Genomic DNA, 24,680 nt, shown 5'->3' on the forward strand with positions numbered 1-24,680 from the left:
ACGCGCCTTGGCGCGTTCAATCGTTGAACAGTGCCAATGGGCGATTTCGCCCGGATTATTCTGCTGCCGAACGCGCCAAGGCGCGTTCCTACAGTTCTGCCGCTGGACATAAAAAGACCGGCCTCCCGTTTGGGGGAGGCCGGTCTTTTTATGCAATCCAGCTCAATTACTACTGGCGTTCGGCAGGCGTAGCGGTGCTGGCCGTGATGGGCGCGGAAACGGGCTTAGCTGCTTTGGTGCTGCTGTAAGCGGGGCAAACCTGGCGGTTGCAAGCGCCGAGCGAAAGGGCCGCAAAACCGGCAGCGAGCAGAACGAGCTTTTTCATAATTATAAAGAAAACGGGTGAGGGGAGACGGGGTTCAGCCTCAAAGATAAGGAGCTACACCTATATTTTAAGAAAAAATACCAGCGCAGAAATTGCATTATTAGTATCCCAGAATTTTCATCATGCTGGCGGCTTCCTGCTGCGGCGCAAACACCGTGTCAATAAGCGTGCCGTCGGGCGCGCGGTCGAGGATGACGTGCTGCGGCGCGGGGATGAGGCAATGCTTGATGCCGCCGTAGCCGCTCAGGCTTTCCTGGTAGGCGCCGGTGTGGAAGAAGCCCACGTAGAGCGGCTGCGCGTCGGTGGGCTTGCGCTCGGGCAAGAACACCTGGTAGATGTGCTTTTCGGCGTTGTAGTAGTCCTGCGAGTCGCAGGTGAGGCCGCCGAGCTGCAGCCGTTTGTAGCCTCTTTCCCAGCCGTTAACCGCGAGCATGATAAAGCGCTGGTTAAGCGCCCAGGTGTCGGGCAGGTTCGTGATGAACGAGCCGTCAATCATGTACCACAGCTCCTTGTCGTTCTGCAGCTTCTCGTCCAGGATGGAGTAAATGGTGGCCCCGCTTTCGCCCACGGTGAAGATGCCGAACTCCGTAAAAATGTTGGGCTCGGGCACACCTTCTTCCTTGCAGATGCGCTGAATGGTGCGCAGAATTTCGGCCACCATGTAGGGGTAGTCGTACTCGGGCTGGATGCTGGTCTGGATGGGGAAGCCGCCGCCAATATCAATGGTGGCCAGCGTGGGGCACACTTTGCGCAGCTCGCAGTACTTGTGCACAAAGCGGCTCAACTCGGACCAGTAATAGGACGTGTCCTTGATGCCGGTGTTGATGAAGTAGTGCAGCATGGTGAGCTCGAAGCGCGGGTCTTCCTTGATGCGCTTCTCGTAGAGCGGGATGGCGTCGGCGTAACGGATGCCCAGGCGCGAGGTGTAGAACTGGAAGCGAGGCTCCTCGTCGGAGGCCAGGCGCATGCCCAGGTTCACCTTCTCGCGCACGTGGTCGTGGTAGTACTCGATTTCGTTCGGCGCATCGATAATCGGCATGCAGTTCACAAACCCGTCGTTAATCAGGTCGGCAATTTCCTTTTTGTAGGCCTCGGGCTTGAAGCCGTTGCAGATGATGTGCTTCTGCTTGTCGACCTTGCCCTGGGCATGCAGGTTGCGGATGATGCTGATATCGAACCACGATGAGGTTTCGAGGTGGATGTCGTTTTTCAGGGCTTCTTCCAGTACGAAGCGGAAGTGCGACGACTTGGTGCAGTAGGCGTAGGAATACGAGCCCTGGTAGTTGGTTTGGGCAATGGCGTCGGCAAACCATTGCTTGGCCCGCTGGATCTGGGAGCTGATTTTGGGCAGGTACGTGAGGCGGAGCGGGGTGCCGTATTTCTCCACCAGGGCCATCAGGTCGATGTCATGGAAGCGGAGCTCGTGGTCCTGGACGGTGAAATCGGCCGTGGGAAAATCGAAGGTTTGGGAGATGAGGTCGTGGTACGTATCCATTCGGGTTTTTGAATGCGGCGGGAAAACCCGACCTTTGCAGTCGGCGGGTCAAAAGTACCGCCGAGGTTGGGAAGTAGTGGGAACAATCCGTTGTTCTACCGCTGTCCCGCCTCGCATCGTGACGATGGAATGATAGCGACTTGGCTACGGTAGAGCTACTCTACCGCAAGGCAGCGCTCGAAGGTTTTTTCATTTAACAATTATCAGTTAACAATTAACAAGCGCATACACTCCTAACGGACTGAACGACTGTTGATTGATGAATGATAATTGTATAATGAATCCCCTTGGAACGATGCCCCATGTCCTACCCAAATTCCCACCCGATGAAACGCATCAAATTACTGGAAGTCCGCTCCGAGCTGGGGGCTGGTACGCGCGGCGCCAGCATGGGCATCGACGCCCTGCGCGTGGCCTGCCTCAACAAAGGCTCCGATTATTTCCGCCGCTTCAACTCCGTGGTGGTGCCGGACCTGAACCACGTGCTGTTCGACAAGAACCCGTTCCCGTTTGCCAAGCACATCGACGCCATCTACACCGTGCAAAAAGGCATTGCCAACGCCGTGGAGCAAACGCTGCGCTTTGGCGAATTCCCGCTGGTGCTGGCCGGCGACCACAGCAGCGCCAATGCCACCATTGCCGGCATCAAGGCCACCTACCCGCACAAAACCCTCGGCGTGGTCTGGATAGACGCGCACGCCGACATCCACTCGCCCTACACTACGCCCAGCGGCAACGTGCACGGCATGCCGCTGGCCGCCGCCCTGGGACAGGACAACCTCTCGCACCAGCGCAACCAGCCCGACCCCGAAACCGAGTTCTTCTGGCGCCGCCTCAAGGACCTGGGCGAGCCCGGCCCCAAGCTCACGCCCAACCACCTGGTGTACGTGGTGGTGCGCGATACCGAGGAGCAGGAAAATGCCATCATCGACCAGCTGGGCATCAAGAACTTCAAACTGGACGAGTTCCGCGCCAAAGGCCCGCGCCAGGTAGCCCGCGAGATTTACGAACAGCTGCGCTTCTGCGATATGGTCTACATTTCCTTCGACGTAGACTCCCTGGATTCGCGCTTCAGCAAGGGCACCGGCACGCCCGTTGAGCTGGGCCTCGACGTGCCCGAAGCCATTGCCCTGTGCCGCGCCCTGCTCGAAAACGACCGGGTGGTGTGCTTCGAGATGGTGGAAATCAACCCCACACTCGACAGCGAGAACACCATGGCTAAGAATGCCTTCAACATCCTGGAAGCCGCTACTGAGGCCATTGAGCAGCGCCTGCGCCTGGATGAGGTGGTGAGCCGGTAAGGCGTAAGGCGGCTGGCCGAACTGGGCGCCGGCGGACGCTGGCCGTGGACGCTGGCCGCAGTTTAGCGCAGCGTAACTGCTGGCCGATGGGTGAGGTGAGTCTGCGACTCACGGCGGCAAAGCCACGATGCGGAGCCGGGCCGCTTGCTTCAACGGCGAGTTGCAAACTCGCCTCACCCATCGGCCAGCAGTTACGCTGCGCTAAACTGCGGCCAGCAGCGGCCAACAGCATACACAGCCGGTAGTAAAATCAGTACTTGCTGATAAACGCATAAGCGCCCAGCGTGTACTCCGTGGTCGAGGAGAAGTGGTTGCCGCCGGCAATGGGATGCAACTCAACTTGGGTGGCGCCGCGCTTTTGCATAGCATCGTAGGCGTCCTGCGAGTTGAAGAAGGGCACGTAGTCATCGGCGGTGCCGTGGAACAGCGCCAGCGGGGCGCGGGGCTGCCAGTCGTAGATGTCGTTGGCGGTGAGGGTGGCGGCGAGCGGCGCATCGGAATTATTGAGCACGGCCTGGCGGAAGGCGGGGGTGAACAGCTGGGCTTGCTGGCTGGGCACGGCGGCAAACGGGTCGGCTTGCAGCTGGGTGGCGTAGGGCTCCTGGTAGTAGAACGACAGCGGCCGGTTTAGGGCATAAATGCGGTCGTAGGTACACAGTACCCACACGTAGGTGCTCAGGAAGCTGAGCGGCTGCGTGGCGCTGAGAATGTAGCGGGCAAAAGCAGACTTGTGGTAGGCGCCCGCGCCGGGCGCGCTGGCCGTCACGGGCAGGGTTGTGGCGTATTTCTCTTCCAGCAGCTTGTGCAGCGCCATGGTCGCGTAGCCGCCCTCGGAGTAGCCCAGCAGGAAATTCTTCTGGTTCAGGGTCACTTTCTGCTGCTGGCAGAATTCGTGGGCGGCCCGCAGCATGTCGGCCGAAGCGGAGGCCAGCGAGGCAGCTTGCTCGTAGGGGTGGGGCAGGCTTTTGGAAGCGCCGTAGCCCAGGTAGTCGGGGGCCGAGACCACGTAGCCCGTCGAGGCCAGCACCGACACCACCGACCATACGTCGCTGCCGGTGGCGTAGTAGGAGGGGGCTTGGCCTTCGCTGCTGGGCGCCAGCGTGCCGTGCTGGTAGCTGAGCACCGGCAGGGTCATGGTAGCCACCGGCACCAGCACCGCCCCGGAGGCAGTGGTCTCAGTGCCCTCGGGCGTGCGGGTGTGGTAGGTGAGGCGGTACACCCGAATGGGGTAGCGCACCAGGCTGCCGGCCAGTGGCACGCCCTGCACGCGGCTGCCCAGGGTGGCGGCGCTATACTCGCCTATCAGCGTGCTGCCGGTCAGGACCGGGGCCTCGGCGGTGGGGGCTGCGGCGGCAGGCTCGGGAGCTGTGTTCTTGCAGGCCGGAGAGGCAACAAGCGCCACGAACAGCCACAGAAAACGGTATTTGGAAGAGAAGGAAAAACGGGATAGCAGCACGTGGCGAAGAATTAGAGCAAGAATTCATGCCCAACATTGCTTCGCGGCGTCGACGTTCCGGTGACTGGTCAGTACCTGATGGCAGATTGGCCGCTGTGCCGCTGGTTGGCATTGCGCGCTAAACGGCTGCCAGCGGTAAGTTCCCCTCAGCTAATGCGACCCGACCCCAAGCCTGCCACCTAAGTCGCTGAAGAAACAAAAAGCCCTGCCAGTAGCTGGCGGGGCTTTTTAGTGGTTGTCGTTTTGCTGAGCAGTTTAACTTGTGAAAAGTTAGTATAGAAGTTTTACCGTTTGGCTGAACACGGAGTACTCATAAGTTCTTGCGTTTGTGTGCGCGGTACGCCTCGACAAACTCTTTGGCTACCCGCAGATTTTTCGGGTAGCTCACGTGATTTCCATATCCTCCGCTGGTCCAATCCGGAAAATCGTCAGGATTAAGGTGTTGGTACCAGAAGCCTTGCTCGACGAGGTACTGCGCGGCGGCCCACTCCTCGGCTTCCCGTTTTTTGGGCGGCCGAAACCGATGGGGCAGCACCACGAGTTCGGCCCCACAGTCCGTGCACCGCACCGGGCCCGTGGCGGCATAAGACACATTTACCGCTTTGCGGCAAGCGAAGCACACGTGTTTAGCACCCATACACGAAAGTAACCCTCTTTAGTTGCTCTATAATGTGGTGCTTTTTTCAACTACTACTTCCGCGTGTACTCATGATAATCTTCTAGAAGCGATTCACCTAAACGCGGGTTAAGGATAAGCAGGCAGGTGTCGCCGTAGAAGTTAGTTCCTGCTTCTACGCTCTCGACGGAATCACTGTGTTCGTAGTGCATCTCGTCAGCTTTGAGCAAGTGATTGGCAGCCACGAACACCGTACCGCCTTCCTCTTCAGTATCCCATATAGAAAGGATGCTAAAGCGTATCGTGTTATTTGGGGTCCAGTCCTGCGAACTGTCAATCATGATGTGAATTTCTTCATCACTGTTGCCTGCGGTTTCGCTTGCCCGCCATTCTTTTCCCCGATAATCAAGCACCTCAGGATAGGCCGTGGGAATGTCTTGGTTACCGCTGCCGTGGGTATAGCGCAGTTGGGGAACGGAAATGTGCTGGCCTTTAGCATTTCGCCGAGAAACCCCCAAGTGGGTGTAAAGGGCATGCTGGGCCTGTTTGAAGTTGGCGAGTTGCTCGGTAAGTGTGGGCATTCTTGTAAGCTATTGGTAGGGCTCGAAGGTACAGCCTCACCTATTCCCTTGAAACGTGCCAACCAGCTCGTCCTCAAAATAGCCACCCCTGTATGGCCTGTGATGACATGGCGTGAGGAGCGAAATACGCTGCAGAGCCTCTTCCTAAAGCGTGCAGCCCAATTAGACCCTCCTTCCAGTAAACTTTTAATCTAAAGTGCTAACTGATTCTACACGGGCCAGAAATAGACCTTAACAGGTAGGCTCAAGTTTAAGAAACTCGTTTACTGATTAAAGATTAGGGGATTACGTTCGTATATGAGTTTTCTGAACTGAATTAGTGAAGCAACAAAAAGCCCCGCTAGACACTAACGGGGCTTTCTGTTGCTGCAAGTTTCGGCGGGTTTTTCATCCGGCCAACGCTAGTCCAGCGTCCGCGGGCCAGCAGTTAGCGGATAGAACCGGAATTGGGGACCCACTTTTTTGGCGAGGCGGGCAGAGGATGAGGTTAACGCCAGCCCGTACCTTTGCCTCGTGCAACAACTCGAACAGTCCCTCAAAACCGCCTTGCAAACCGCCGCTCAGGCTGTTTTTGGCGTAGAAATCCCCGCCGCCAGCCTCACGCTTCAGCCCACGCGCAAGGAGTTTGCCGGCAGCTTCACCCTCGTCACGTTCCCGCTAACCAAAGCCTTCGGCAAAGGCCCGGAGCAAATCGGCCAAGCGCTGGGCGAGTGGCTGAAAACCAACGAGCCCCGCGTGAGCGGCTACAACGTGGTGAAAGGCTTCCTGAACCTCGAAGTTGCCGATTCGGAGTGGCTGACAGTATTCAACCAGCTGCGCGCGCAGCCCGCCGAGGCACCGGTGAACCTGCCCGACGCCCCACGCCGCGTGGTGGTCGAATACTCCTCGCCCAACACCAACAAGCCCCTGCACCTGGGCCATTTGCGCAACAACTTCCTGGGCTACTCGGTGGCCGAGATTCTGAAAGCCACTGGTGCCACCGTCACCAAAGCCAACCTGGTGAACGACCGTGGCATCCACATCTGCAAGTCGATGATTGCCTACCGGCACTTCGGCCAGGGCGAAACCCCCCAGAGCGCGGGCATGAAGGGCGACCACCTCGCCGGCAAGTACTACGTGCTGTTTGAGAAGCACTACCGCGAGGAAATCAAGCAGCTCGAAGCCGAAGGCGTGACCACCGACATTGCCAAAAAGCAAGCTCCCCTCATGACCGAGGCCCAGCAGATGCTGCAGGCCTGGGAAGCCGGCGACCCCGAGGTGAAAGCCCTCTGGAGCCAGATGAACGGCTGGGTGTACGAAGGCTTCGACGAAACCTATAAGAACATCGGCGTCGATTTTGACCAGTATTACTACGAGTCCGAAACCTACCTGCTGGGCAAGGAGCGGGTAGAAGAGGGCCTCAGCAAAGGCGTATTCTTCAAGAAAGAAAACGGCTCGGTGTGGGTTGACCTGCAAGCCGAGGGCCTCGACGAAAAGCTCCTGCTGCGCGCCGACGGCACCAGCGTCTACATCACCCAGGACCTGGGCACGGCCGAGCTTAAGTACCAGGATTTCGGCTACGATAGCAGCATCTACGTCATCGCCGACGAGCAGAACTACCACATGCAGGTGCTGGAAGCCACCCTGCGCAAGCTGGGCAAGCCCTACGCCGAGGCCATTCATCACCTGAGCTACGGCATGGTGGATTTGCCCTCGGGTAAGATGAAGTCCCGCGAAGGCACCGTGGTGGATGCCGATGAGCTGGTGCGCGACGTAGTGGCCGCCGCCAAAGCCGCCACCCTCGAAAAAGGCAAAACCGAAGGCCTGAACGATGTTGAGCTGGAAGAACTCTACCACATGCTGGGCCTGGGCGCGCTGAAGTACTACCTGCTGAAAGTAGACCCCAAGAAGCGCATGCTCTTCAACCCCGAAGAGTCGGTGAGCCTAGAAGGGCACACGGGGCCGTTCATCCAGTATTCGCACGCCCGCATCGCCGCCATCCGCCGCAAAGCGGCCGAGTTGGGCATCAGCGAAGCGGCCGACTGGAGCAGCATCGCCAGCCTCGACGGCACCGAGCGCGAGCTGGTGCAGGAGCTGGCCCGCTACCCCGCCGTGGTGGCCGATGCCGCCCGCAACCTGTCGCCGGCCGTGGTAGCCCAATACGCCTACGATTTGGCCAAAGCCTACAACCGCTTCTACGCCGAGGTCTCCATTTTCCAGGAAACCGACGTGGCCAAGCGCAGCCTGCGGGTGGCGCTGTCGGCCCGCGTAGGCGAGCAGATAAAGGTGTCGCTGGGCCTGCTGGGCATGCAGGTGCCCGAGCGCATGTAATTGTTCGAACGGCTGTAGAGACGCGACACTTCGCGTCTCCCGGTTGAACGACCAATACCACACAGCCATAACAACATCAGCAACGCGGAGACGCGAAGTGTCGCGTCTCTACAGCCGTTCTATTTAACCAGATAATGAAAAGCATTGCCGTTTACTGCGGTTCCAGCGCCGGAACCAACCCACTCTACATTGCCCAGGCCCAAGCCCTCGGGGCTGCCATGGTGGCCCAGGGCCTCACGCTAGTGTACGGCGGCGGGCGAGTTGGGCTGATGGGCACTATTGCCGATGCGGTGCTAGCCCACGGCGGTGAAGTAGTGGGGGTTATTCCTGATTTCCTGGCCGATAAGGAGCTGGCCCACCTGGGCTGCACCGAGCTGCACGTGGTGAAAAGCATGCACGAGCGCAAGCTGCTGATGGCCGACCGCGCCGATGCCTTCATCGCCATGCCCGGCGGCTACGGCACGCTCGAAGAGCTGTTTGAGGTCCTGACCTGGGGCCAGCTCGGCCTGCACCGCAAGCCGGTGGCGCTGCTGAATGTAGACGGCTACTACGACCACCTATTGCTGGCCCTCGACCGCATGCGCGACGACGAGCTGCTGCGCGCCGAAAACCGCACCCAACTCCTGCAGTCGCCCGACCCCGTGGCCCTGCTGACCCAGCTGGCGGCCTACCAGCCGGTGCAGCTCGAAAAGTGGCTCACCCCGCCCACCACCTAATCCGGCGCCGAAAACCCTACTGGCTTACCAAGAGTTATGCAGGCGGCGAATGAATCCCGCCGCTCTAATCAATGAAAAAGTCCACTCTTCTCATGCTGGCCACCGCAGCCGCAGCAGTAGCTTTCATCGCAGCAAAACCAGCCCAACCCACTTCCATGAGCAACTCTTCTGAAACCGTAGCCGCCCCGAAGTCCGTGTACGATTTCACCGTGAAATCCATCGACGGCAAAGACGTGAAATTGAGCCAGTTTAAAGGCAAAAAGCTCCTGATTGTAAACACCGCTTCGGAGTGTGGCTACACGCCGCAGTACAAGGAACTGGAAGAGCTCTACAAAAAGCACGGCGACAAGGTGACCGTGCTGGGTTTCCCCGCCAACAACTTCGGCGGCCAGGAGCCCGGCACCGAAGCCCAGATTGCCACCTTCTGCGAGAAAAACTACGGCGTGACCTTCCCCTTATTCAGCAAGGTATCGGTGAAGGGCGACGACACGGCCCCACTCTACAAGTTCCTGGCCGACAAGACCCAGAACGGCGCCGTAGACAGCGCCCCCAGCTGGAACTTCTGCAAGTACCTGGTCGACCAGAACGGGCATGTGGTGAAATTCTACAAATCAGATGTGAAGCCCCTGAGCCCCGAGCTTCTGGCCGACATTATGAAGTAGCGTTTTCATTTTCTGAATTTTTCAGAACGTCATTCGGAGCGCCGCGTAGCAACTTGCCCGCGCCATTTGTCATGCAGAGCGCAGCGAAGCATCTTATCGCCGAGGAACGAATCGTTGTGGCGTGAGAAGATGCTTCGCTGCGCTCTGCATGACAAGAGGCGCGGTATAGAGGCCTCGGCTAGCTTCGTATGACGTTCTTTTGCTTCTGTTCCGGTTTCGTTTTTCCTGCTTGCCCCGCCCGTTCATGTCACCTTGGATATCTGCATTCCGCCCCCGTACCCTGCCGCTGGCTTTGGCCAGCATTCTCACGGGTGGCTTTCTGGCGGCCGCTGCGGGCCATTTCAACGGCTTGGTGGTTGGGCTGGCGGCCCTCACCACCATCCTGCTGCAAGTGCTGAGCAACCTGGCCAACGACTACGGCGACTCCCAAAACGGGGCCGACAGCGTGCACCGCCAAGGCCCGCAGCGGGCCGTGCAGAGCGGCGCCATCACCCCAGCGCAGATGAAGCGCGGCATTGTCATTTGTGGGCTCCTGGCGTTGGCCAGTGGCTTTGGCTTGCTGTGGGTAGCCCTCGGGGCGGCCGGGTTTGGCTTGTTCCTCGGGTTTCTGGCGCTGGGACTGGCGGCCATTTGGGCGGCGGTGAACTACACGGCCGGCTCCAATCCCTATGGCTACGCGGGGTTTGGCGACATTTCGGTGTTTCTATTCTTTGGGTTGGTGGGCGTGTGCGGCACCTATTTCCTGCAAGTGCGGGCGCTGCCGATGCAGATACTGCTGCCCGCCGCGGCGCTGGGCTGCTTTGCCACGGCCGTGCTCAACGTGAACAACATCCGCGACATCCACTCCGATGTGCTGGCCGGCAAAATCACCATTCCGGTACGGCTCGGCCCGGCCCGTGCGCGCCGCTACCACTGGCTGCTGCTGCTCTTGGGCCTGGGCTGCGCCACCGTGTTTGTGGCGCTTACTTATCATTCGCCGTGGCAGTGGCTGTTTGCGCTGAGCACGCCGCTGTTTGTCTTCAACGCCATGCAGGTGTGGCAGCGGCAGGACTCCATGCAAATTGACCCGCTGCTCAAGCAAATGGCTCTGAGCACGCTTGTTTTCACGGTACTATTTGGCGTGGGGCAGGTGGTTTAAGCTGATGCTCAAGCTGCTGCATTACTCAGTGTTGTGAGAATCTGAAATGTCAAATAGCACCCACAAAAAAGCCCCGCTGTGCTACACAGCGGGGCTTTTTTATTGAGCTAAAACTTACTCGGCAGTAGGGGCTGGCGCAGCTGGAGCAGCTACCTCGCCGTTGCCTTCGGGCTTGGGACCGCGCTTGCGGTTGCGGCCGCCGCGGCTCCGGCGGCGCTCGCCTTCGGCGCGGGGTTCCTGCGATTCGCCTTCTGCGCGGGGAGCACGAGCTTCGCCTTCCGGGCGTGGCTCACGGGGCGGCCGCTGCTCCCCCTCGGGGCGTGGAGCGCGGGGCTCACGGGGTGGGCGCTGCTCCCCCTCGGGGCGAGGGGTGCGCGGCTCCCGCGGCGGGCGAGCTTCGCCTTCGGGGCGGGGCGGGCGCTGGTAAGGCACGGTGGGCGCGTGGCCGGCATCGAGGGCCGCGAGGGCATTTTTGGCGTTGGCCATGCGCTCCATGTGCTTGGGGTCTTTGGGGTCGGGCGCGTCGCGGCGGGGCGGGCGGCCACCGTCACGAGCGCCGTCGCGGCCGCCGCTACCTTCGCGGCGCGGGCCGCCCTCGCGGGAGCCTCCACCACCAAAGCCGCCGCTGCGAGCTCCGCCGCTGCCGCCACTCCGGCCACCGCGTTCGGGGCGGCCGCCAATTTTACCACCCAGGCCGGCAAAGCGCTTGGGGTCAAACTCCGGGGCCGGGCCCAGGCCCAGCTCCTCGGTGATGCTGCGCTTCTCAAGGTCACGCTCGATGAGCTTTTCAATCTTAACGACCCGGTCCTGGTCCTGGTCGGATATGAAGGTGATGGCCGTGCCTTTGGTAGCGGCTCTGGCGGTACGACCAATCCGGTGAACGTAGTCCTCGGCGGCGCGCGGAATGTCGTAGTTCACCACGTGGCTCAACGAGTCGATATCGATGCCGCGGCTCAGCACGTCGGTGGCCACGAGGATGGGGAACTGCTTGTTTTTGAAGGCGCGCATGATTTCCTCGCGCTCTTCCTGGGTACGGTCGGAGCTGATACCCCGGGCTTCGATGCCCAGCTTGTTTACGGCCTTCACGATGCCGCCCACGGCCGCTTTCTGGCTCGTAAAGAGCACCATGCTCTGCACGTCCTGGGTTTTGATGATGTGCTCGAGCACGTAGATTTTCTGACGGTCGAAGGCCATGTACATCTGCTGGTCGATGCCGGCGGCCGGCTTCGAAACCGCGAGCCGGATTTCCTCAGGGTTCTTGAGAATCTGCTGCGAGAAGTCGCGGATTTTGGTCGGCATGGTGGCCGAGAACAGCAGAGTCTGGCGCTCCTTGGGCAACTGGCGCACGATGTTGAAGATGTCATCGGAGAAGCCCATATCCATCATCTTGTCGGCCTCGTCCAGCACCAGGTACTTGATTTGGTCGAACTTCACGTAGCCCATTTGCAGGTGGGCAATGAGGCGGCCGGGCGTGGCGATGATGATGTCGGCCCCCGAGGTGAGGGCGCGCTTCTGCTGCTCCCAGTTCTCGGATTTGCCGCCGCCGTAGATGGCGATGCTGCTGGCTTCCACGTAGTAGCCGAAGCCCATCACCTGCTCGTCAATCTGGGTGGCCAGCTCGCGGGTGGGCACCAGAATGAGGGTGGTGGTGTGGCCGTGCTTGGCGTGCGAAATCTTGTCGAGCAGCGGTAGCAGGTAAGCAGCAGTTTTGCCGGTGCCGGTTTGGGCGCAGGCAATCAGGTCTTTGCCTTCGAGAATTTTGGGAATGGCCTGCTCCTGAACTGGGGTGGCCTGCTGGTAATTCATGGCGTCGATGCCCGCCAGCAGGTCGTCGTGGAGTTTAAATTCGTGAAACGTCAAGGTTCAGCTTATTTGGGGTTGAAATATTGGGCTGACCTTGGTGCTTGGGCCAGCAAACCGCTTGATTTGGTGTAAAGATAGGGCACAGTCGAGAGCAATTTCAGAGAGGGTTATCTTGCCCATCCCACCAGCCGGTCATGCTGAGCGGAGCCGAAGCATCTCTACCGTGTCACCACCTCTTTTGATTGGAATTACCTGCGCGGTAGAGATGCTTCGGCTCCGCTCAGCAGGACCGTTCTTTTAAACCAATGTTCTTCGGCGCTGCCAAATCCGGCGTCTCTACATTTACCCCATGCCCGCCCTCGACCGTTTTTCAGCCCAAGCCGCCGACTATGCCCGCTACCGCATCGACTATCCGGCCGCGCTCTACGAGTGGCTCCTGCCCCAGGTAGCGGCCCGCGAGCGCGCCTGGGACTGCGCCACCGGCAACGGCCAGGTAGCCGCCGTGCTGGCCGACTCCTTCGTGCGGGTCGATGCCACTGACTTGAGCGAAAAGCAATTAGCCCAGGCACCCCCGCGGCCCAACCTCCATTACCAAACCGCCCGCGCCGAGCACACGCCCTTTCCCGCCCAGCGGTTCGACCTCATCACGGTGGCGCAGGCCGTGCATTGGTTCGAGGCCGAGGCCTACCACCGGGAGGTGCGCCGCGTGGCCCGGCCCGGCGCCGTGCTGGCCGAGTGGGGCTACGGCCTGGTGCAAATATGCCCGGAAATCGACGCCCTCGTGGCGCATTTTTACCGCGACACCATGGGCCCGTATTGGGATGCCAACCGCTGGCACATCGACGATGAGTACGCGCGCATTCCCTTTCCTTTTGCCCGGGTGCAGCGGGCGCATTTTGCGGTGCAGCGGCAGTGGTCGGCCGAGTGGTTTTTGCACTACTTGGGCACGTGGTCCAGCGTGGCCAAGTACCAGCAAGCGCATGGCGAAGACGCTGTGACGCTGATTGCGGAGGAAGTAACGCAGCGGTGGGGGGCCGGCGAGCGGGAGGTGGTATTTCCTGTTTTTGCGCGGGCTGGGCGAATAGAATAATCTGCGGTGGACCGCGTTGGTGTGCCTCACGGAAGACCATGTTATGACCCTACTGGCTACCCACGCTCGAGCCTTGCTGCTGTTTTATCGGACGGTGGCGCCTTTCATGTTGGGCCTGTCGGGCCTGATACTATTGGCCGTGCTGCTGCCGGCATTGCAGGAGGGCTGGAGCGAGGGCTTGCTGCCCGGCCTGCTGCTCACCAAACTGGCCACAGCGCCGGTGGTATGGTACCTCTCCGAGCAGCTGCGGCCCAACCAGTATTGGTTCTATTTCAACCTGGGCATGTCGCGCCGGCGCTTGTGGAGCAGCGTGGTGGCGCTGGATGGGCTCGTTTTTCTGGGGGGCGCACTGGCCATGCGGGCCAGCTTGGCGTGAGGGCCGCGACCTGGAACCCGGCGGGCCCGCAGGTGCTGGAAGCCGACGGCATTCGGGTGGCGTTTGGGGCGCGGCAGGTGCTGGCCAATATTTACTTGCGCGTGCAAACCGGCCAGATTGTGGGCTTGTTGGGCCGCAATGGCAGCGGCAAATCGGTTTTGCTTCAAACTATTTTCGGGGCCCGTGCCGTGGCCGATGCGTCAGTACGCGTGAACGGCCTGCGCGTGGTGCCGGCTTTCCACCGGCCGGGACTGGTAAACTACCTGCCGCAGGAGCCACTGCTGCCGCCCTCCTTACCGCTGCGCCAAGCCGCCCGCCTGCTGGGGGTCGACCTGGAGAAAGCCACCGCCAGCTTCCCCGCGCTACGGGCCCAGTTCGATTGCCGCGCCGGCGAATTGTCGGGCGGTTCGGCGCGCCTGCTGCAAACCCTGCTGTTGCTCCACGCCGACACGGCTTTCTCGCTGTTCGACGAGCCATTTTCCGGCGTGATGCCCGTGCACGTAGAAACCCTGGCCGACGAGATGCAGCGCCTCAAGCAGCGCAAGGGCCTGCTCATAACCGACCACCGCTACGCCGAAGTGCTGCCGCTTTGCGATGTGGTTTATTTGCTGCACCGAGGCCGCTTGCTCAAGCTGGAAGGCGACGTGAGGGAGGAACTGCGGGACTACGGCTATCTGGCCCATTAGCGCCACCTGCTGGGGAGGTTTTACGGCCGCTTATTTTGTGAACTCATGAATAATCAACTTCCTTTCGCCGGCCTCCGCGTTCTTGAGCTGGCTTCCGTACTGGCGGGCCCGCAGGTGGGGCAGTTTTTCGCAGAGCTGGGGGCCGAAGTATTGAAGGTGGAAAGCCCCGCCGGCGACGTCACGCGCACCTGGAAAACGGCGGCCGAAACAGCCACTCCCAGCACCGCTTTGGAGGCGTCAGTTTCGGCCTATTTCGCGGCTTCCAATTGGGGCAAGCAGTCGTTGGTACTTGGCCTGACCACCGCAGACGGCCAAGCCGTGCTGCAGCACCTTGCAGCCCAAGCCGACATCGTGCTGGCCAGCTACAAGCCCGGCGATGCCGAGAAGCTGCAGGCCGATTACGCCACGCTAGCCGCGCAAAACCCGCGGCTGATTTACGGGCACCTCACCGGCTACGGCCCCGATAATGCGCGCGCCGGCTACGATGCCGTGCTCCAGGCGGAGGCCGGTTTCTACTACCTCAACGCCGAGGGGCCCGGTCGGCCACCCCAGAAAATGCCCGTGGCCATGGTGGATTTGCTGGCCGCCCACCAGCTCAAGGAAGGGCTGCTCACCGCGCTGTACCAACGGGAAAGGACGGGGCGAGGGGCCTCGGTGCACGTGAGTTTGCTCGACAGTGCTTTGTCGGCCCTGGCTAATATGGCGGCTACTTACCTCGTAACCGGGCACGACCCGCTGCCCATGGGCTCGAGCCACCCCAGCATTGTGCCCTACGGCACGGTATACCGCGCCGCCAATGGCCGCCATTTGGTGCTGGCCGTGGGCTCCGATGGCCAGTTTCGGAAGCTGTGCGCCGCATTGGGCCAGCCCAACTGGGCTACCGATGCCCGCTTCCAAACCAACCCCGCCCGAGTAACCCACCGCGCCGAGCTCGAAGCCCTGCTCAGCCAGGCCATAGCCGCCCTCAATGGCGACGAGCTGCTGGCGGAGCTGGCGCGCCTGGCCGTGCCAGCCGGGGCTGTGCACACGGTAGGCGAGGCCCTGGAGCAGCCGTTGGGCCAGGCTATGCTGCTGCCCGCGGCGGGGGCAATGCGCGCCGGCCTGCGCACGGTGGCCTTCCGCAGCGATGCGTGGGCGGTGGCGGCCCAGCTGAGCGCGCCGCCCGCGCTTGGGCAAGGCGGGACCGCCGGTTTTGCCTCAGCTGCAGGAGCCACGCCCGAAACTAATGCCCCGCTTATTTCCGTACCACCTGCAGGGTAGCCGCCCAGTCGAAATTTCCCCAGCGGTTGCGCTTACCTTCGTTGTGTTCCTTTTCGCCGCTGTTTTCCAGGGCGTTATTTCCTATTCGCATGGCCAAGTCAACCACCAAAAAGCACGCCGAGCCCGAGCTATTCACCACCACGGAAAAAGTAGCTCCCGCTGCCGTCGAACCCACGGCCCCGGCAGCTTCGCCCAAGAAAAAGACCGCCAAATCCGGCTCGGCGAAGAAAGCCAAGTCTGACGCTACTCCGGCACTGGATGCCAGCCACACCGGGGCAACCGCTACCGACAACCTCCCCACTGCCGAAGCCGGCTCGCCAGCTGAAACGCCCGCCGACCGCCTCGACCAAATTTTCGAAGGCCTCAAGCAGAAATCCACCGCGAAGCAGGCCATTTTTCGCAATACGCAGGCGGCATTTGACTGCTTGCGGCTGGCTTCGCAGGAGCTGGTAGTGGAGCTAACCCGCCGGCTCACGCCGCTGGATTCGAGCGTGATGATTGAGTACCGGCCCATCAACGAGATGGAGTTTCACATCCGGTTTTCGGGCGACTTGCTGATATTTATCATGCACTCCAACATCGTCACCTTTCCCGACGACTACGGGCCCATGTCCAGCGCCTACGTGAACCAGGACTTCCGGCGGCGCTTCTTCGGCCATATCATGGCCTACAACTTCATGGCCGACAGCATCAAGTACCAGCGCATGAACGACCCCGGCTACCTCGTGGGCCGCCTACTGGTCAACATCAACAACCACTATTTCCTGGAAGGGGTACAGCAACTGGAACTGCCCGACAACGACATGTCAGACAACCCAATTACCCCCGATATGATGCGCCTCTTCGTAGAAAGCGCCATGATTGCCGCCGTCAACAATGACCTGATTGCGCCGCCACTGGCCGAGATTCAGAAAATCAACGTCAAGCAAAAGCTGGAAAACCAGCAGGTGAGCCGTGGCAGCAAAGTAGGCTTTAGCTTCTCGAACCAGCAGGAATATTAGTTTTTGGGCTTTGCTTATGAGTTAGGCGAAGTCCCGTCTGTCATTGCGAGCGCAGCGCGGCAATCCGTTCTGGTCTCAGCGACCAACCCCGAATTGTGACAAATGCTTTCTAAAGCGACAAGCCCCGGTACTGCGCAGTACCGGGGCTTGTCGCTTTAGAAAGTGTCTGGGATTGACAGGACGGATTGCTTCGTCCTGCGTCCTCGCAATGACAGTTTAAACTCGTCATTATGCCTACCGCCCGTACCCCACTTTCTGCCGCACCCGGGCCAGCACGTCGGCACCGTATTCCTGGGCGCGGCGCGCACCCACCGCCAGCTTGGCATCGAGTTCGGGCAGGTTGTTCATGTAGAAGTTGAATTGCTCGCGTTCCGTAGCAAAGCGGCGGAGAATCAGCTCGTACAGCTCCTTTTTGGCGTGGCCGTAGCCGTAGCCGCCCGCTTCGTAGTTGGCGCGCAGGGTGGCCGTTTCTTCGGGGGTGGCCAGCAGCGAATAGAGTTTGAAAGTGGTATCGGTGTCCGGGTTTTTAGGCGCTTCCAGCGGCGTGCTGTCCGAAATAATCGTCTTCACCGCTTTTAGCAGTTCTTTGTCAGGGGCGAAAACGTCGATGATGTTGCCGTAGCTTTTGCTCATCTTGGCACCATCGGTTCCGGGGATGGTCATCAGATCGGTATCGACGCGCGCCTGGGGCAGCACCAGCGTCTCGCCGTAGCGGGCGTTGAAGGTGGCGGCAATGTCGCGGGCTATTTCCAGGTGCTGAATCTGGTCTTTGCCCACGGGCACAATCTCGGCGTCGTAGAGCAGGATGTCGGCCGCCATCAGCACCGGGTAGGTGAACAGGCCGGCGTTCACATCCGATAATTTATCCGATTTGTCCTTGAACGAGTGGGCGTTGGCCAGCATCGGGTACGGCGTGAAGCAGCTCAGGTACCAGGTCAGCTCGGTCACCTGCGGTACGTCGGACTGCCGATAGAATAGGTTCTTCTCGGTGTCGAACCCGCAGGCCAGCCAAGCGGCGGCCACCGCGTAGGTGTTCTGGCGCAGCAGCTCCGGGTCGCGCACGGTCGTAAGCGAGTGCAGGTCGGCGATGAAGTAGAGCGAGTCGTTGGCCGGGTTTTTCGACAGTTCGATGGCAGGCAGGATGGCGCCGAGCAGATTGCCCAAATGCGGGCGGCCAGTGCTTTGGATGCCGGTAAGAATGCGGGACATGTGAGGGATTAGGGAGTGAAACGCACGCCTTGGTTGTAGGCGTGCACGGCGGCAGCGAGTTGAGCCCGGCTGATGCCGTTGGTGGCAAATTGCCGCTGCAGCACCGGGTCGGCGGGGAAGAGCGCCGCCACAAAAGTACCGGGAGCTAGTTTAGAGTCGAAACCCGGGGTACGGCCGGGGCTGTAGGCAAAGAACGTGGTGGTGCCGGGCTTGCGCAGCACGGGCAGCTTCACGTGGGCCTGAAAGTTGGGCCCCATCGTGACCTGGTAGTGGTAATAAAACAGCTCAACTTTTCCGGTTTCCACTATCTCCAGGAAAGCCGGGTCCTGGAAGCCGGCGTCGTCGCCGCTGCGAAAGCGGAAGTTGGCCGCTTGCACAAACCGATGGCCATCGATGGTAAAGGGGGTGATTTCGTTGCTGCGAAACTTACGCTCCCGGCCGTTTTTTACTCCCACTACCACGGTTGGGCTGCCGCCTACGGCCAGGACCAGCCTGAGCGAAGCCGTACCCGTAGCGCCATTAGCCAGCTGGTAGGTACCGGGCGCAAAATTAAACTGGGCTCGGGCTAAGCTCGGCAGCAGCCAGACCAGCGCAAGCACGATAATCAACGGACGAATAAATAGCAAAATAGAAATAGAGTAGCTAAGGGCTGTGCATCAAACGCTGACGTTTTCCACAGCCTCTTCCTGCAGCTCGGCGGTTTCTTCCGGGCCCAGGTAGCGGTCAATGAGAAAGTGGGCGAGGTAGAGCACGGGGGTGAGCAGAATGGCGGCCGCGAACTTGTACCAATAGTTGGTGTTGGCCACGCTCAGCACTTGGCTCAGCGACCAGTTGCCGAACAGGTAGAAGGCCACATACAGCACCACAAAAGAGTCGACCAGCTGCGAAATCAGCGTGGAGCCCGTAGCGCGCAGCCACACAAATCGGCCCCCGGTAGCCTTGCGAATGGCCGTAAAAATAGTGGCATCGAGCACCTGGCCCACCGCAAACGCCACGATGGAACCGGTGATAATGCCCAGGCCCTGCCGGAAAATACTCTTGTAGGCAAAGTCGATGTTGAAGGGCCGGCCGAGGTTGTCGGTCTTATTTACATCGAGCCAAAAATCGGCCGGCGGCAGCTTGGTGGTGAGGAAAATAACGCCAAACGCAAACAGGATGAGCACCACCGTGAGGTAGCTGATGCGCAGCACGCCGGCTTTGCCAAAGTACTCGTTGATGATGTCGGTGGTGACAAACACGGCCGGCCAGATGAGCACTCCCGCGGTAAGGTTGCCGGGCAGGCCCATGAGCTTATCGGCCGAAAATATCTTGACGCCAATAATTTCGGCCAGCAGCGCATTCACCAGAAAAATGCCGCTGAGGACCAGGTACAACTGCTGCTTTTTGTGGGCGAAAGGACTCATGTTGGGAAGGGAATTAAAAATTATGAATTAAAAATTAAAAATGCCCTTCATCCACTTCAGCCGCTTTCTTCGGCAGGCGGCGGTTTTCTTGTTTAATTGTTAATTCTTAATTTAAAGAGAAACCACCAGGCCCTCGGTGGCCAGCTGGGCGGTGGGGAACACCGGCTGCGCCTCGTGCAGCAGCGGCTCCAGGGCTTTGTAGCGACTCGAGAAATGGCCCAGCAGCAGGTGTTTCACCCCGGCATCGTGGGCGAGCTGCGCGGCCTGTCGGGCGGTGCTGTGGTGGGTTTGGGCGGCGCGCTCCTTCAGGTCTTCCAGAAAGGTGGCTTCGTGGTAGAGCAGGTCGGCCCCGCGGATGAGGTCGGCGAGGGCGGGCGTGTACAGCGTGTCGGAGAAGAACGCGTAGCGGCGCGGGGTGGGCGGGCGGCCGGCTACGTCGGCGTGGCGCAGGCCTGGCTGGTGCTCATCGGCGGCCAGGTCTTCGCCCTGCGCCAGGCGCGCTAGTTGCTCGGGGCGGAGCCCGGCAGGCAGCTTGTCCTTCAGCAGGTTGGCGCGGCGGGGCTTCTCGGCAAAAAGGTAGCCGGCGCATGGAATACGGTGGCGCATGGGCAGCGACGCCACGGTGATAAGCGCGTCTTCGTACACCACGGCATGCGCCTCGGTATCCACGGGGATAAACTCCATCGTGAAGCCCATCTGCATGTTGGAAACCCGAGCCTGCGCGGTGAGCACCTCGTCGAGGCCGGGCGGGCCGATGATTTGCAGCGGCTGGGTCCGGCCCTGCAGGTGCATGGTGCCCAGCAAGCCAAATAGCCCGAAGTAATGGTCGCCGTGGAGGTGCGAAATGAAAATAGCCCGCAGCTGATGGGGCCGCACGCGGTGCTCCAGCATCTGCCACTGGGTGCCCTCGCCGCAATCAATCAGGTAGCTATTCGCGCCCACCGTGAGCACCTGCGCCGTGGGGTGGCGGGCCAGGACCGGCGTAGCGGAGGCGGAGCCCAAAATCTTCAGCTCAAAAGTCAAGGCGAATTCGTTGTCAGTTGATAGGTGGCGGTGGGCAAGGGGCAATAAAAAGTTGGTTGCCGGTTGCCAGCTTCAACAAACTGACAACTGACAACCAACCACTGGTAACTTTAGCCTATTCCTTGTCCGTGAGGTCGCGCTCGATGGCGTGCAGAAAAACCCGGTCGATGCCTTCTTCCACGGTGGGCAAAATGTGCAGCACCGACTCCAGCTTGCTGATGGTAATGAGCTTGAGCACGTGGTCTTGCAAGCCGGTGAGCACCAGCAGGCCGCCGGTAGAATTGCACAACCGGTTGGCGATAAGAATGGAGCTGAGGCCCGACGAATCCGTATATTTTACGTTGGTCAGGTCGAGAATCAGGTTGTTAATGCCTTCAGCGTTAAGCTTCACAAACTCCGATTTGAGGTCTGGCGCAACGGTGGTGTCGAGCTTCTTTTCCTCAATCGTGATGATGGTGTAGCTTTCTTTTTTATCAATCGTGTACTTCATACAGCGTAGGCAAGGAGGGTAAGAGAACGGCGAAGGTAAAGAAAAAACCCAAAATTTTGGGTGAAGTTGGCTAATGTTTTGTGGTAAACCTTGACGGTGACGCGGGAGGCCCCGCAAACGTTAGCGAAGCCCAGGTAGATTGCCAATCGGCGCGGTCGCGAAGTTTGGCCGGCGCCTCGGTCATGTTGACGGTGGCCAGCAGGTATGGGCCGGGTCCGGGTAGTCGTAACAACACGCGGCCGTTTTGGTTGGCGCGGGTGGTAAAATGAGTGGTGGGCAGCCCGCCGGGCTGGCGCTGCCACACCTGCACCGCCGCCCCCGAAACGGGTAGCCCGGCTCGTAGCACGCGCACCGTCAGGGATTTGCCAGCGGCTAGCCGGTAGGGGTTTTGCTCCGGCACCAGCTCCAGCGGCAGGCCATACGTGTGCAGGCACGCGCTGTCCGAAGCAGCAGCAGTCGCACTGGCCTCGCCTACCTGTACCAGCGCTTTGGCGCAGCGGCGGTAGGTTTCGCGGCCGGCGTTGGCTTGCTGGTCGCGCTCCTGGCGCAGCTTGAGCGGATAGTCCAAGCCTTCCTCGCGCAGGTAGGCGGTAAACTGTTCGGCGGGCAGCTCAATATAGGAATTGGTAGACCGCAGAAGTACAATGTGGGTGCCCGGCCGGGCAAAGGCGAAAGCCGTGCGAAAAGTGTCAGTAGCGGCCAAGCCGGAAGCGGGAGTAAGGTCGGTCGAGTCGGCCGGGGCAGGACCGTAGCGCACCAGGCGCAACACCTTTGCCGCCTTGTTGGTCCAGGGTTCGCCTTTGAAATTGGCGCCTATCAGCGGATGCAGGGCAAGTACCTGGCCCGGCTGAATGCGGAAGCGCGGCGCTTCCAGCCAGAACTCGTGGGCGAGGCCGGTTAACGTGGCAACGCCTAACAGGCCTGCGCAAATGAACAAGGACTTTACTTTCATAGAGCACCCGGGCTGCCGAAGCGTGCCAAACGGCGGCCGCTGCCAGCCGAGTTGGCAAGAACGGTGCCTTATTTCCGGTCCAAGGCCAGGGCGTAGGCCCGGTCGTAGTGCACGCGCAGGTTTTTCCAGTCGAAGAGTTCGGCGGAGCTTTCCACGGCGTTGCGCTGCATGATGCGCTCGCGGCGGTTGAGTTGCACAAACTGCCAGAGCATATCGGTGAGCTCTTCGGCCGACTCGTCGAAGGATTTTTCCTGGCGGTGCACCACAAAAATACCTTTCTGCTCGGGGTCGGGGATGGTTTGGAGCACGTAGTCGCCAAAGCCCGACAAGTCGGAGGTAATGGCGGGCACGCCGCGGGCCACGCATTCGAGCGGGGTGTAGCCCCAAGGCTCGTAGTAGCTCGGAAATACGCCCATGTGGCAGCCCCGCACAAACTGGCCGTACTCCATGCCCAGCAGGGGCGAAGAGGGCGACACAAAATCGGGGTGGTACACCATTTTCACCCGGTCGTGGCGGTGGTTGAGCAGCTTGGCCCGCCGCATAAAGTTCAAGATGTCATCGTCCTGGTCGTTCACCAGGTTGTGGGTGATGACCGAGGGCAGGGCATTGGTTTTCCAGCTTTGCAGGGTGCGGCGGTAGCGCAGCTTCCAGTAGTCGTCCACCATACTGTCAAGGTCGGGCAGCTTGTGGTCGGCGCTGGAGGCGGCGGCGTAGAACAGCCGCTCGCCCACTTGGTGCTCAATGGCGCGGCAGGTTTCGTGCACTTCGTCGAGCATGGCGCGGCGCTCCAGCACCTGGGGGTTGATGCTGGTGAAGGGCCGTTTGGTGATGAAAAACATCACCACGTTCAGGTCGATGCCGCTCACCTGCAGGCGGTGGTTGAGCCGGGCCAGGGCCTCCAGGGTCAGGTCGAAGCCTTTGTTGTGGTACTCGTAGCGGCCCGAGGTGAAGAAGTACAGCGTCTGGTCCAGGTCGAAGGCGTACGACTGGAAGAAGTGCGCCATCACGAACTCGTGGATTTTGGCCTTGTACTGCTGGTGCAGGTTCTGGAATTCGTGCAGGGCCACAAACCGCTCGATGTTGAGCCCGTTGGGCAGCACGGCGTCCGGAATCCGGTCGAGGAGGTAAATGCACTCGCGCACCGTGAGCTCACTCACCGTAGTGAAGACGTGGCTGCCGTGGGCGGCGGCGCGCTCCATGCGCACGGCCGGCTCAATGTTGAACTTGCGCGCCTCGGCCTCCCAGTTCACCCACATCAGGTGGTCGTAGAAGTTGGGGTCGTTCATGGCCAGGTAGCGGCCGAGCAGGGTGGCGTGCGTGGTAAATAGCAGGTGCACTGGTACTTGCAGGCGGCGCATCTCCGGGATGGCTACGCCGGTCATCCACTCGTGGAAGTGGCCCAGCAGGCGCTGCGCCGGCGGCACCTGCGCCGCCACGTGCTGGAAGAAAATGGTGGTCAGGTGCCCGAAGGCGATGACCTGGTGCAGCAAGTCGTCGTTGTCGGGCGAGGGGATGCTGTGGCGCTGCCAGAGGTCCGACTTGAGTTGGCCCAGCTGGGGGTAGGCCTGAAACGGGTTGATGAGCACCGCGCGGGGCCGGCCCGTTACCAGCCAGGTGCCGATGTGCACCTCGTAGCCCTGCGCGCGCATGGTGCGCACGGCGGCCCCAAACGGGTCGGAGGCGGTGTGCACGGCCAGCTCGTCGAGCGGCTCAAACTCGCCCTGCGCCTGGTTGGGAAAGTACGGGCCCAGCAGGCAGTACCGGTCGTCCCAGGCCGGCATGGTGGCCGGCACTTTCGACCGGATAACCGTGTAGATGCCGCCCACCTGGTTGCAAACTTCCCAAGCCACTTCCACCAGCAAAGCGTCGGGAAACAAGGGTTCGGGGGCGATTAACGTATTGGGCATGGAGGCTCAGGCGAAGGAACGGTGGGAGGAAGGTGGCGAAAGGTAAGCTCATTGGCGTTTAATTGCCACTGTAAATGGATTTTTTTGGATGGTTGAGCTGGAAACCACCCGGCGGGCCGCCAAAACATCGGGGCCCGGCCGCGGTTACCGGCATTCTTTCTCATCATTTTTAGCCGCTCATGGCCGATACCACCAACCTCCTCGTTCTCGAATCTCCCATTCTGCCCGTGCTCACGCAGCGCCGCAGCCCCCGGGCCTACAGCAGCCAGCCCGTGCCGGCCGATGTGCTCAAGCAGGTTTTTGCCGCCGCTTCTTCGGCCGCGTCCTGCTTTGGCGAGCAGCCCTGGCGCTACCTGGTGGGCACCCGCGCCACCAGCCCCGAGGCTTACAATAAAATCCTGACCAGCATGGGCGAATTCAACCAAGTGTGGGCCAAAAGCGCCCCCGTGCTGGCCGTGAGCATCGCCAAGCTCCACTTCTCGCACGACGACAACCCCAACCGCCACGCCCTGCACGACGTGGGCCAGGCCACCGCCACGCTCGCCATTCAGGCCGCCGAGCTGGGCCTGCAAGTGCACCAGATGGCCGGCTTCTCCATCGACAAGGTGCGCACCGCCTTCGGCCTGCCCGCCGGGTACGAGCCGGTGGCCGTGTTCACGTTGGGCTACCCCGGCGACCCCGCCAGCCTGCCCGATGGACTGCGCGACAAGGAGATAGCGCCCCGCGTTCGCAAGCCGCTGGCCGAGTTCATGTTTGAAGGCGAATGGCCCACGCCGGCCACCGAGCGCTACGACCAGGCCACGGTGTAATTGGGCTGGGCGTTGTTGAGCCCAACGAATCAGGTTATGGAGCCGGCTGGAGCGGCGCGTCATATCGCGCT

The 24,680-nt window shown here is 60.8% G+C and carries 24 protein-coding genes; 11 read left to right on the forward strand and 13 right to left on the reverse strand.

Features of this window, described 5'->3' with window-relative positions:
* Window positions 1–169: 169 nt before the first annotated feature.
* The gene (locus AUC43_RS20970; protein ID WP_157781048.1) at window positions 170–325 is read right to left on the reverse strand and encodes a hypothetical protein; all 156 of its coding nucleotides are present in this window, start codon (window positions 323–325) and stop codon (window positions 170–172) included.
* Between the two features lie 100 nt (window positions 326–425).
* Entirely contained in the window at window positions 426–1,820 is a 1,395-nt protein-coding gene (locus AUC43_RS11470) for a type III PLP-dependent enzyme domain-containing protein (protein ID WP_068193392.1), read from the reverse strand.
* Window positions 1,821–2,146: 326 nt separating this feature from the next.
* On the opposite strand from AUC43_RS11470, the gene AUC43_RS11475 reads away from it, so the two are divergent.
* On the forward strand, window positions 2,147–3,121 hold the full coding sequence (locus tag AUC43_RS11475) for an arginase (RefSeq protein ID WP_068193395.1): 975 nt from the start codon (window positions 2,147–2,149) through the stop codon (window positions 3,119–3,121).
* Window positions 3,122–3,371: 250 nt separating this feature from the next.
* Here the strand turns inward: AUC43_RS11475 and AUC43_RS11480 are convergent, their stop codons facing one another.
* From AUC43_RS11480 to AUC43_RS11490, 3 genes are all read right to left on the reverse strand, one after another.
* A complete protein-coding gene (locus AUC43_RS11480; protein ID WP_233253991.1) occupies window positions 3,372–4,577 on the reverse strand; it encodes an alpha/beta hydrolase family protein in 1,206 nt (401 codons plus the stop codon).
* Window positions 4,578–4,887: 310 nt separating this feature from the next.
* On the reverse strand, window positions 4,888–5,214 hold the full coding sequence (locus AUC43_RS11485) for a hypothetical protein (RefSeq protein ID WP_068193400.1): 327 nt from the start codon (window positions 5,212–5,214) through the stop codon (window positions 4,888–4,890).
* 53 nt (window positions 5,215–5,267) lie between these two features.
* Window positions 5,268–5,774, reverse strand: a complete 507-nt coding sequence (locus tag AUC43_RS11490) for a hypothetical protein (protein ID WP_068193403.1) — start codon at window positions 5,772–5,774, stop codon at window positions 5,268–5,270.
* 513 nt (window positions 5,775–6,287) lie between these two features.
* Between AUC43_RS11490 and argS the strand changes: the two genes are divergently transcribed.
* From argS to AUC43_RS11510, 4 genes are all read left to right on the forward strand, one after another.
* Entirely contained in the window at window positions 6,288–8,084 is a 1,797-nt protein-coding gene (argS, locus tag AUC43_RS11495; RefSeq protein ID WP_068193406.1) for an arginine--tRNA ligase, read from the forward strand.
* 134 nt (window positions 8,085–8,218) lie between these two features.
* Complete coding sequence (locus tag AUC43_RS11500; protein WP_068193409.1) at window positions 8,219–8,800, forward strand: LOG family protein; 582 nt, start codon at window positions 8,219–8,221, stop codon at window positions 8,798–8,800.
* Between the two features lie 155 nt (window positions 8,801–8,955).
* Complete coding sequence (locus AUC43_RS11505) at window positions 8,956–9,462, forward strand: glutathione peroxidase (protein ID WP_227787513.1); 507 nt, start codon at window positions 8,956–8,958, stop codon at window positions 9,460–9,462.
* 244 nt (window positions 9,463–9,706) lie between these two features.
* Complete coding sequence (locus AUC43_RS11510; RefSeq protein ID WP_068193415.1) at window positions 9,707–10,600, forward strand: 1,4-dihydroxy-2-naphthoate polyprenyltransferase; 894 nt, start codon at window positions 9,707–9,709, stop codon at window positions 10,598–10,600.
* A gap of 114 nt (window positions 10,601–10,714) precedes the next feature.
* On the opposite strand, the gene AUC43_RS11515 is transcribed toward AUC43_RS11510, so the two are convergent.
* Entirely contained in the window at window positions 10,715–12,406 is a 1,692-nt protein-coding gene (locus AUC43_RS11515; protein ID WP_068198530.1) for a DEAD/DEAH box helicase, read from the reverse strand.
* 346 nt (window positions 12,407–12,752) lie between these two features.
* Between AUC43_RS11515 and AUC43_RS11520 the strand changes: the two genes are divergently transcribed.
* From AUC43_RS11520 to AUC43_RS11540, 5 genes are all read left to right on the forward strand, one after another.
* Window positions 12,753–13,493: a class I SAM-dependent methyltransferase gene (locus tag AUC43_RS11520; RefSeq protein WP_068193418.1), complete on the forward strand. Its 741-nt coding sequence runs from the start codon at window positions 12,753–12,755 to the stop codon at window positions 13,491–13,493.
* 43 nt (window positions 13,494–13,536) lie between these two features.
* Window positions 13,537–13,869: a hypothetical protein gene (locus AUC43_RS20975; protein WP_157781049.1), complete on the forward strand. Its 333-nt coding sequence runs from the start codon at window positions 13,537–13,539 to the stop codon at window positions 13,867–13,869.
* On the forward strand, window positions 13,866–14,555 hold the full coding sequence (locus tag AUC43_RS11530; RefSeq protein ID WP_068193424.1) for an ATP-binding cassette domain-containing protein: 690 nt from the start codon (window positions 13,866–13,868) through the stop codon (window positions 14,553–14,555). The genes AUC43_RS20975 and AUC43_RS11530 overlap by 4 nt, the downstream gene beginning before the upstream one ends.
* 45 nt (window positions 14,556–14,600) lie before the next feature.
* Complete coding sequence (locus AUC43_RS11535; protein ID WP_082685052.1) at window positions 14,601–15,815, forward strand: CaiB/BaiF CoA transferase family protein; 1,215 nt, start codon at window positions 14,601–14,603, stop codon at window positions 15,813–15,815.
* An 89-nt stretch (window positions 15,816–15,904) separates the two neighbouring features.
* On the forward strand, window positions 15,905–16,816 hold the full coding sequence (locus AUC43_RS11540; protein ID WP_233253992.1) for a hypothetical protein: 912 nt from the start codon (window positions 15,905–15,907) through the stop codon (window positions 16,814–16,816).
* Between the two features lie 234 nt (window positions 16,817–17,050).
* On the opposite strand, the gene trpS is transcribed toward AUC43_RS11540, so the two are convergent.
* The 7 genes from trpS to AUC43_RS11575 all read right to left on the reverse strand — a co-directional run bounded on the left by trpS (window position 17,051) and on the right by AUC43_RS11575 (window position 23,800).
* On the reverse strand, window positions 17,051–18,025 hold the full coding sequence (trpS, locus tag AUC43_RS11545; RefSeq protein ID WP_068193427.1) for a tryptophan--tRNA ligase: 975 nt from the start codon (window positions 18,023–18,025) through the stop codon (window positions 17,051–17,053).
* A gap of 8 nt (window positions 18,026–18,033) precedes the next feature.
* Window positions 18,034–18,633 (reverse strand): hypothetical protein, encoded by a 600-nt coding sequence (locus AUC43_RS11550; RefSeq protein WP_068193431.1) that lies wholly within the window; start codon window positions 18,631–18,633, stop codon window positions 18,034–18,036.
* A 48-nt stretch (window positions 18,634–18,681) separates the two neighbouring features.
* The gene (locus tag AUC43_RS11555; RefSeq protein WP_068193434.1) at window positions 18,682–19,428 is read right to left on the reverse strand and encodes a queuosine precursor transporter; all 747 of its coding nucleotides are present in this window, start codon (window positions 19,426–19,428) and stop codon (window positions 18,682–18,684) included.
* A 111-nt stretch (window positions 19,429–19,539) separates the two neighbouring features.
* Window positions 19,540–20,496: a ribonuclease Z gene (locus AUC43_RS11560; protein WP_233253993.1), complete on the reverse strand. Its 957-nt coding sequence runs from the start codon at window positions 20,494–20,496 to the stop codon at window positions 19,540–19,542.
* Window positions 20,497–20,566: 70 nt separating this feature from the next.
* Window positions 20,567–20,941, reverse strand: coding sequence for an STAS domain-containing protein (locus tag AUC43_RS11565; protein WP_046246220.1), 375 nt, complete (start codon window positions 20,939–20,941; stop codon window positions 20,567–20,569).
* A 70-nt stretch (window positions 20,942–21,011) separates the two neighbouring features.
* The gene (locus tag AUC43_RS11570; protein WP_068193438.1) at window positions 21,012–21,893 is read right to left on the reverse strand and encodes a DUF4198 domain-containing protein; all 882 of its coding nucleotides are present in this window, start codon (window positions 21,891–21,893) and stop codon (window positions 21,012–21,014) included.
* Between the two features lie 68 nt (window positions 21,894–21,961).
* A complete protein-coding gene (locus AUC43_RS11575) occupies window positions 21,962–23,800 on the reverse strand; it encodes a glycosyltransferase (RefSeq protein WP_068193442.1) in 1,839 nt (612 codons plus the stop codon).
* Window positions 23,801–23,979: 179 nt separating this feature from the next.
* On the opposite strand from AUC43_RS11575, the gene AUC43_RS11580 reads away from it, so the two are divergent.
* Window positions 23,980–24,609, forward strand: a complete 630-nt coding sequence (locus AUC43_RS11580; protein WP_068193445.1) for a nitroreductase family protein — start codon at window positions 23,980–23,982, stop codon at window positions 24,607–24,609.
* The last annotated feature ends 71 nt before the right edge of the window (window positions 24,610–24,680 follow it).

The organism is Hymenobacter sedentarius (assembly GCF_001507645.1).
GTDB classification, from domain to species: domain Bacteria; phylum Bacteroidota; class Bacteroidia; order Cytophagales; family Hymenobacteraceae; genus Hymenobacter; species Hymenobacter sedentarius.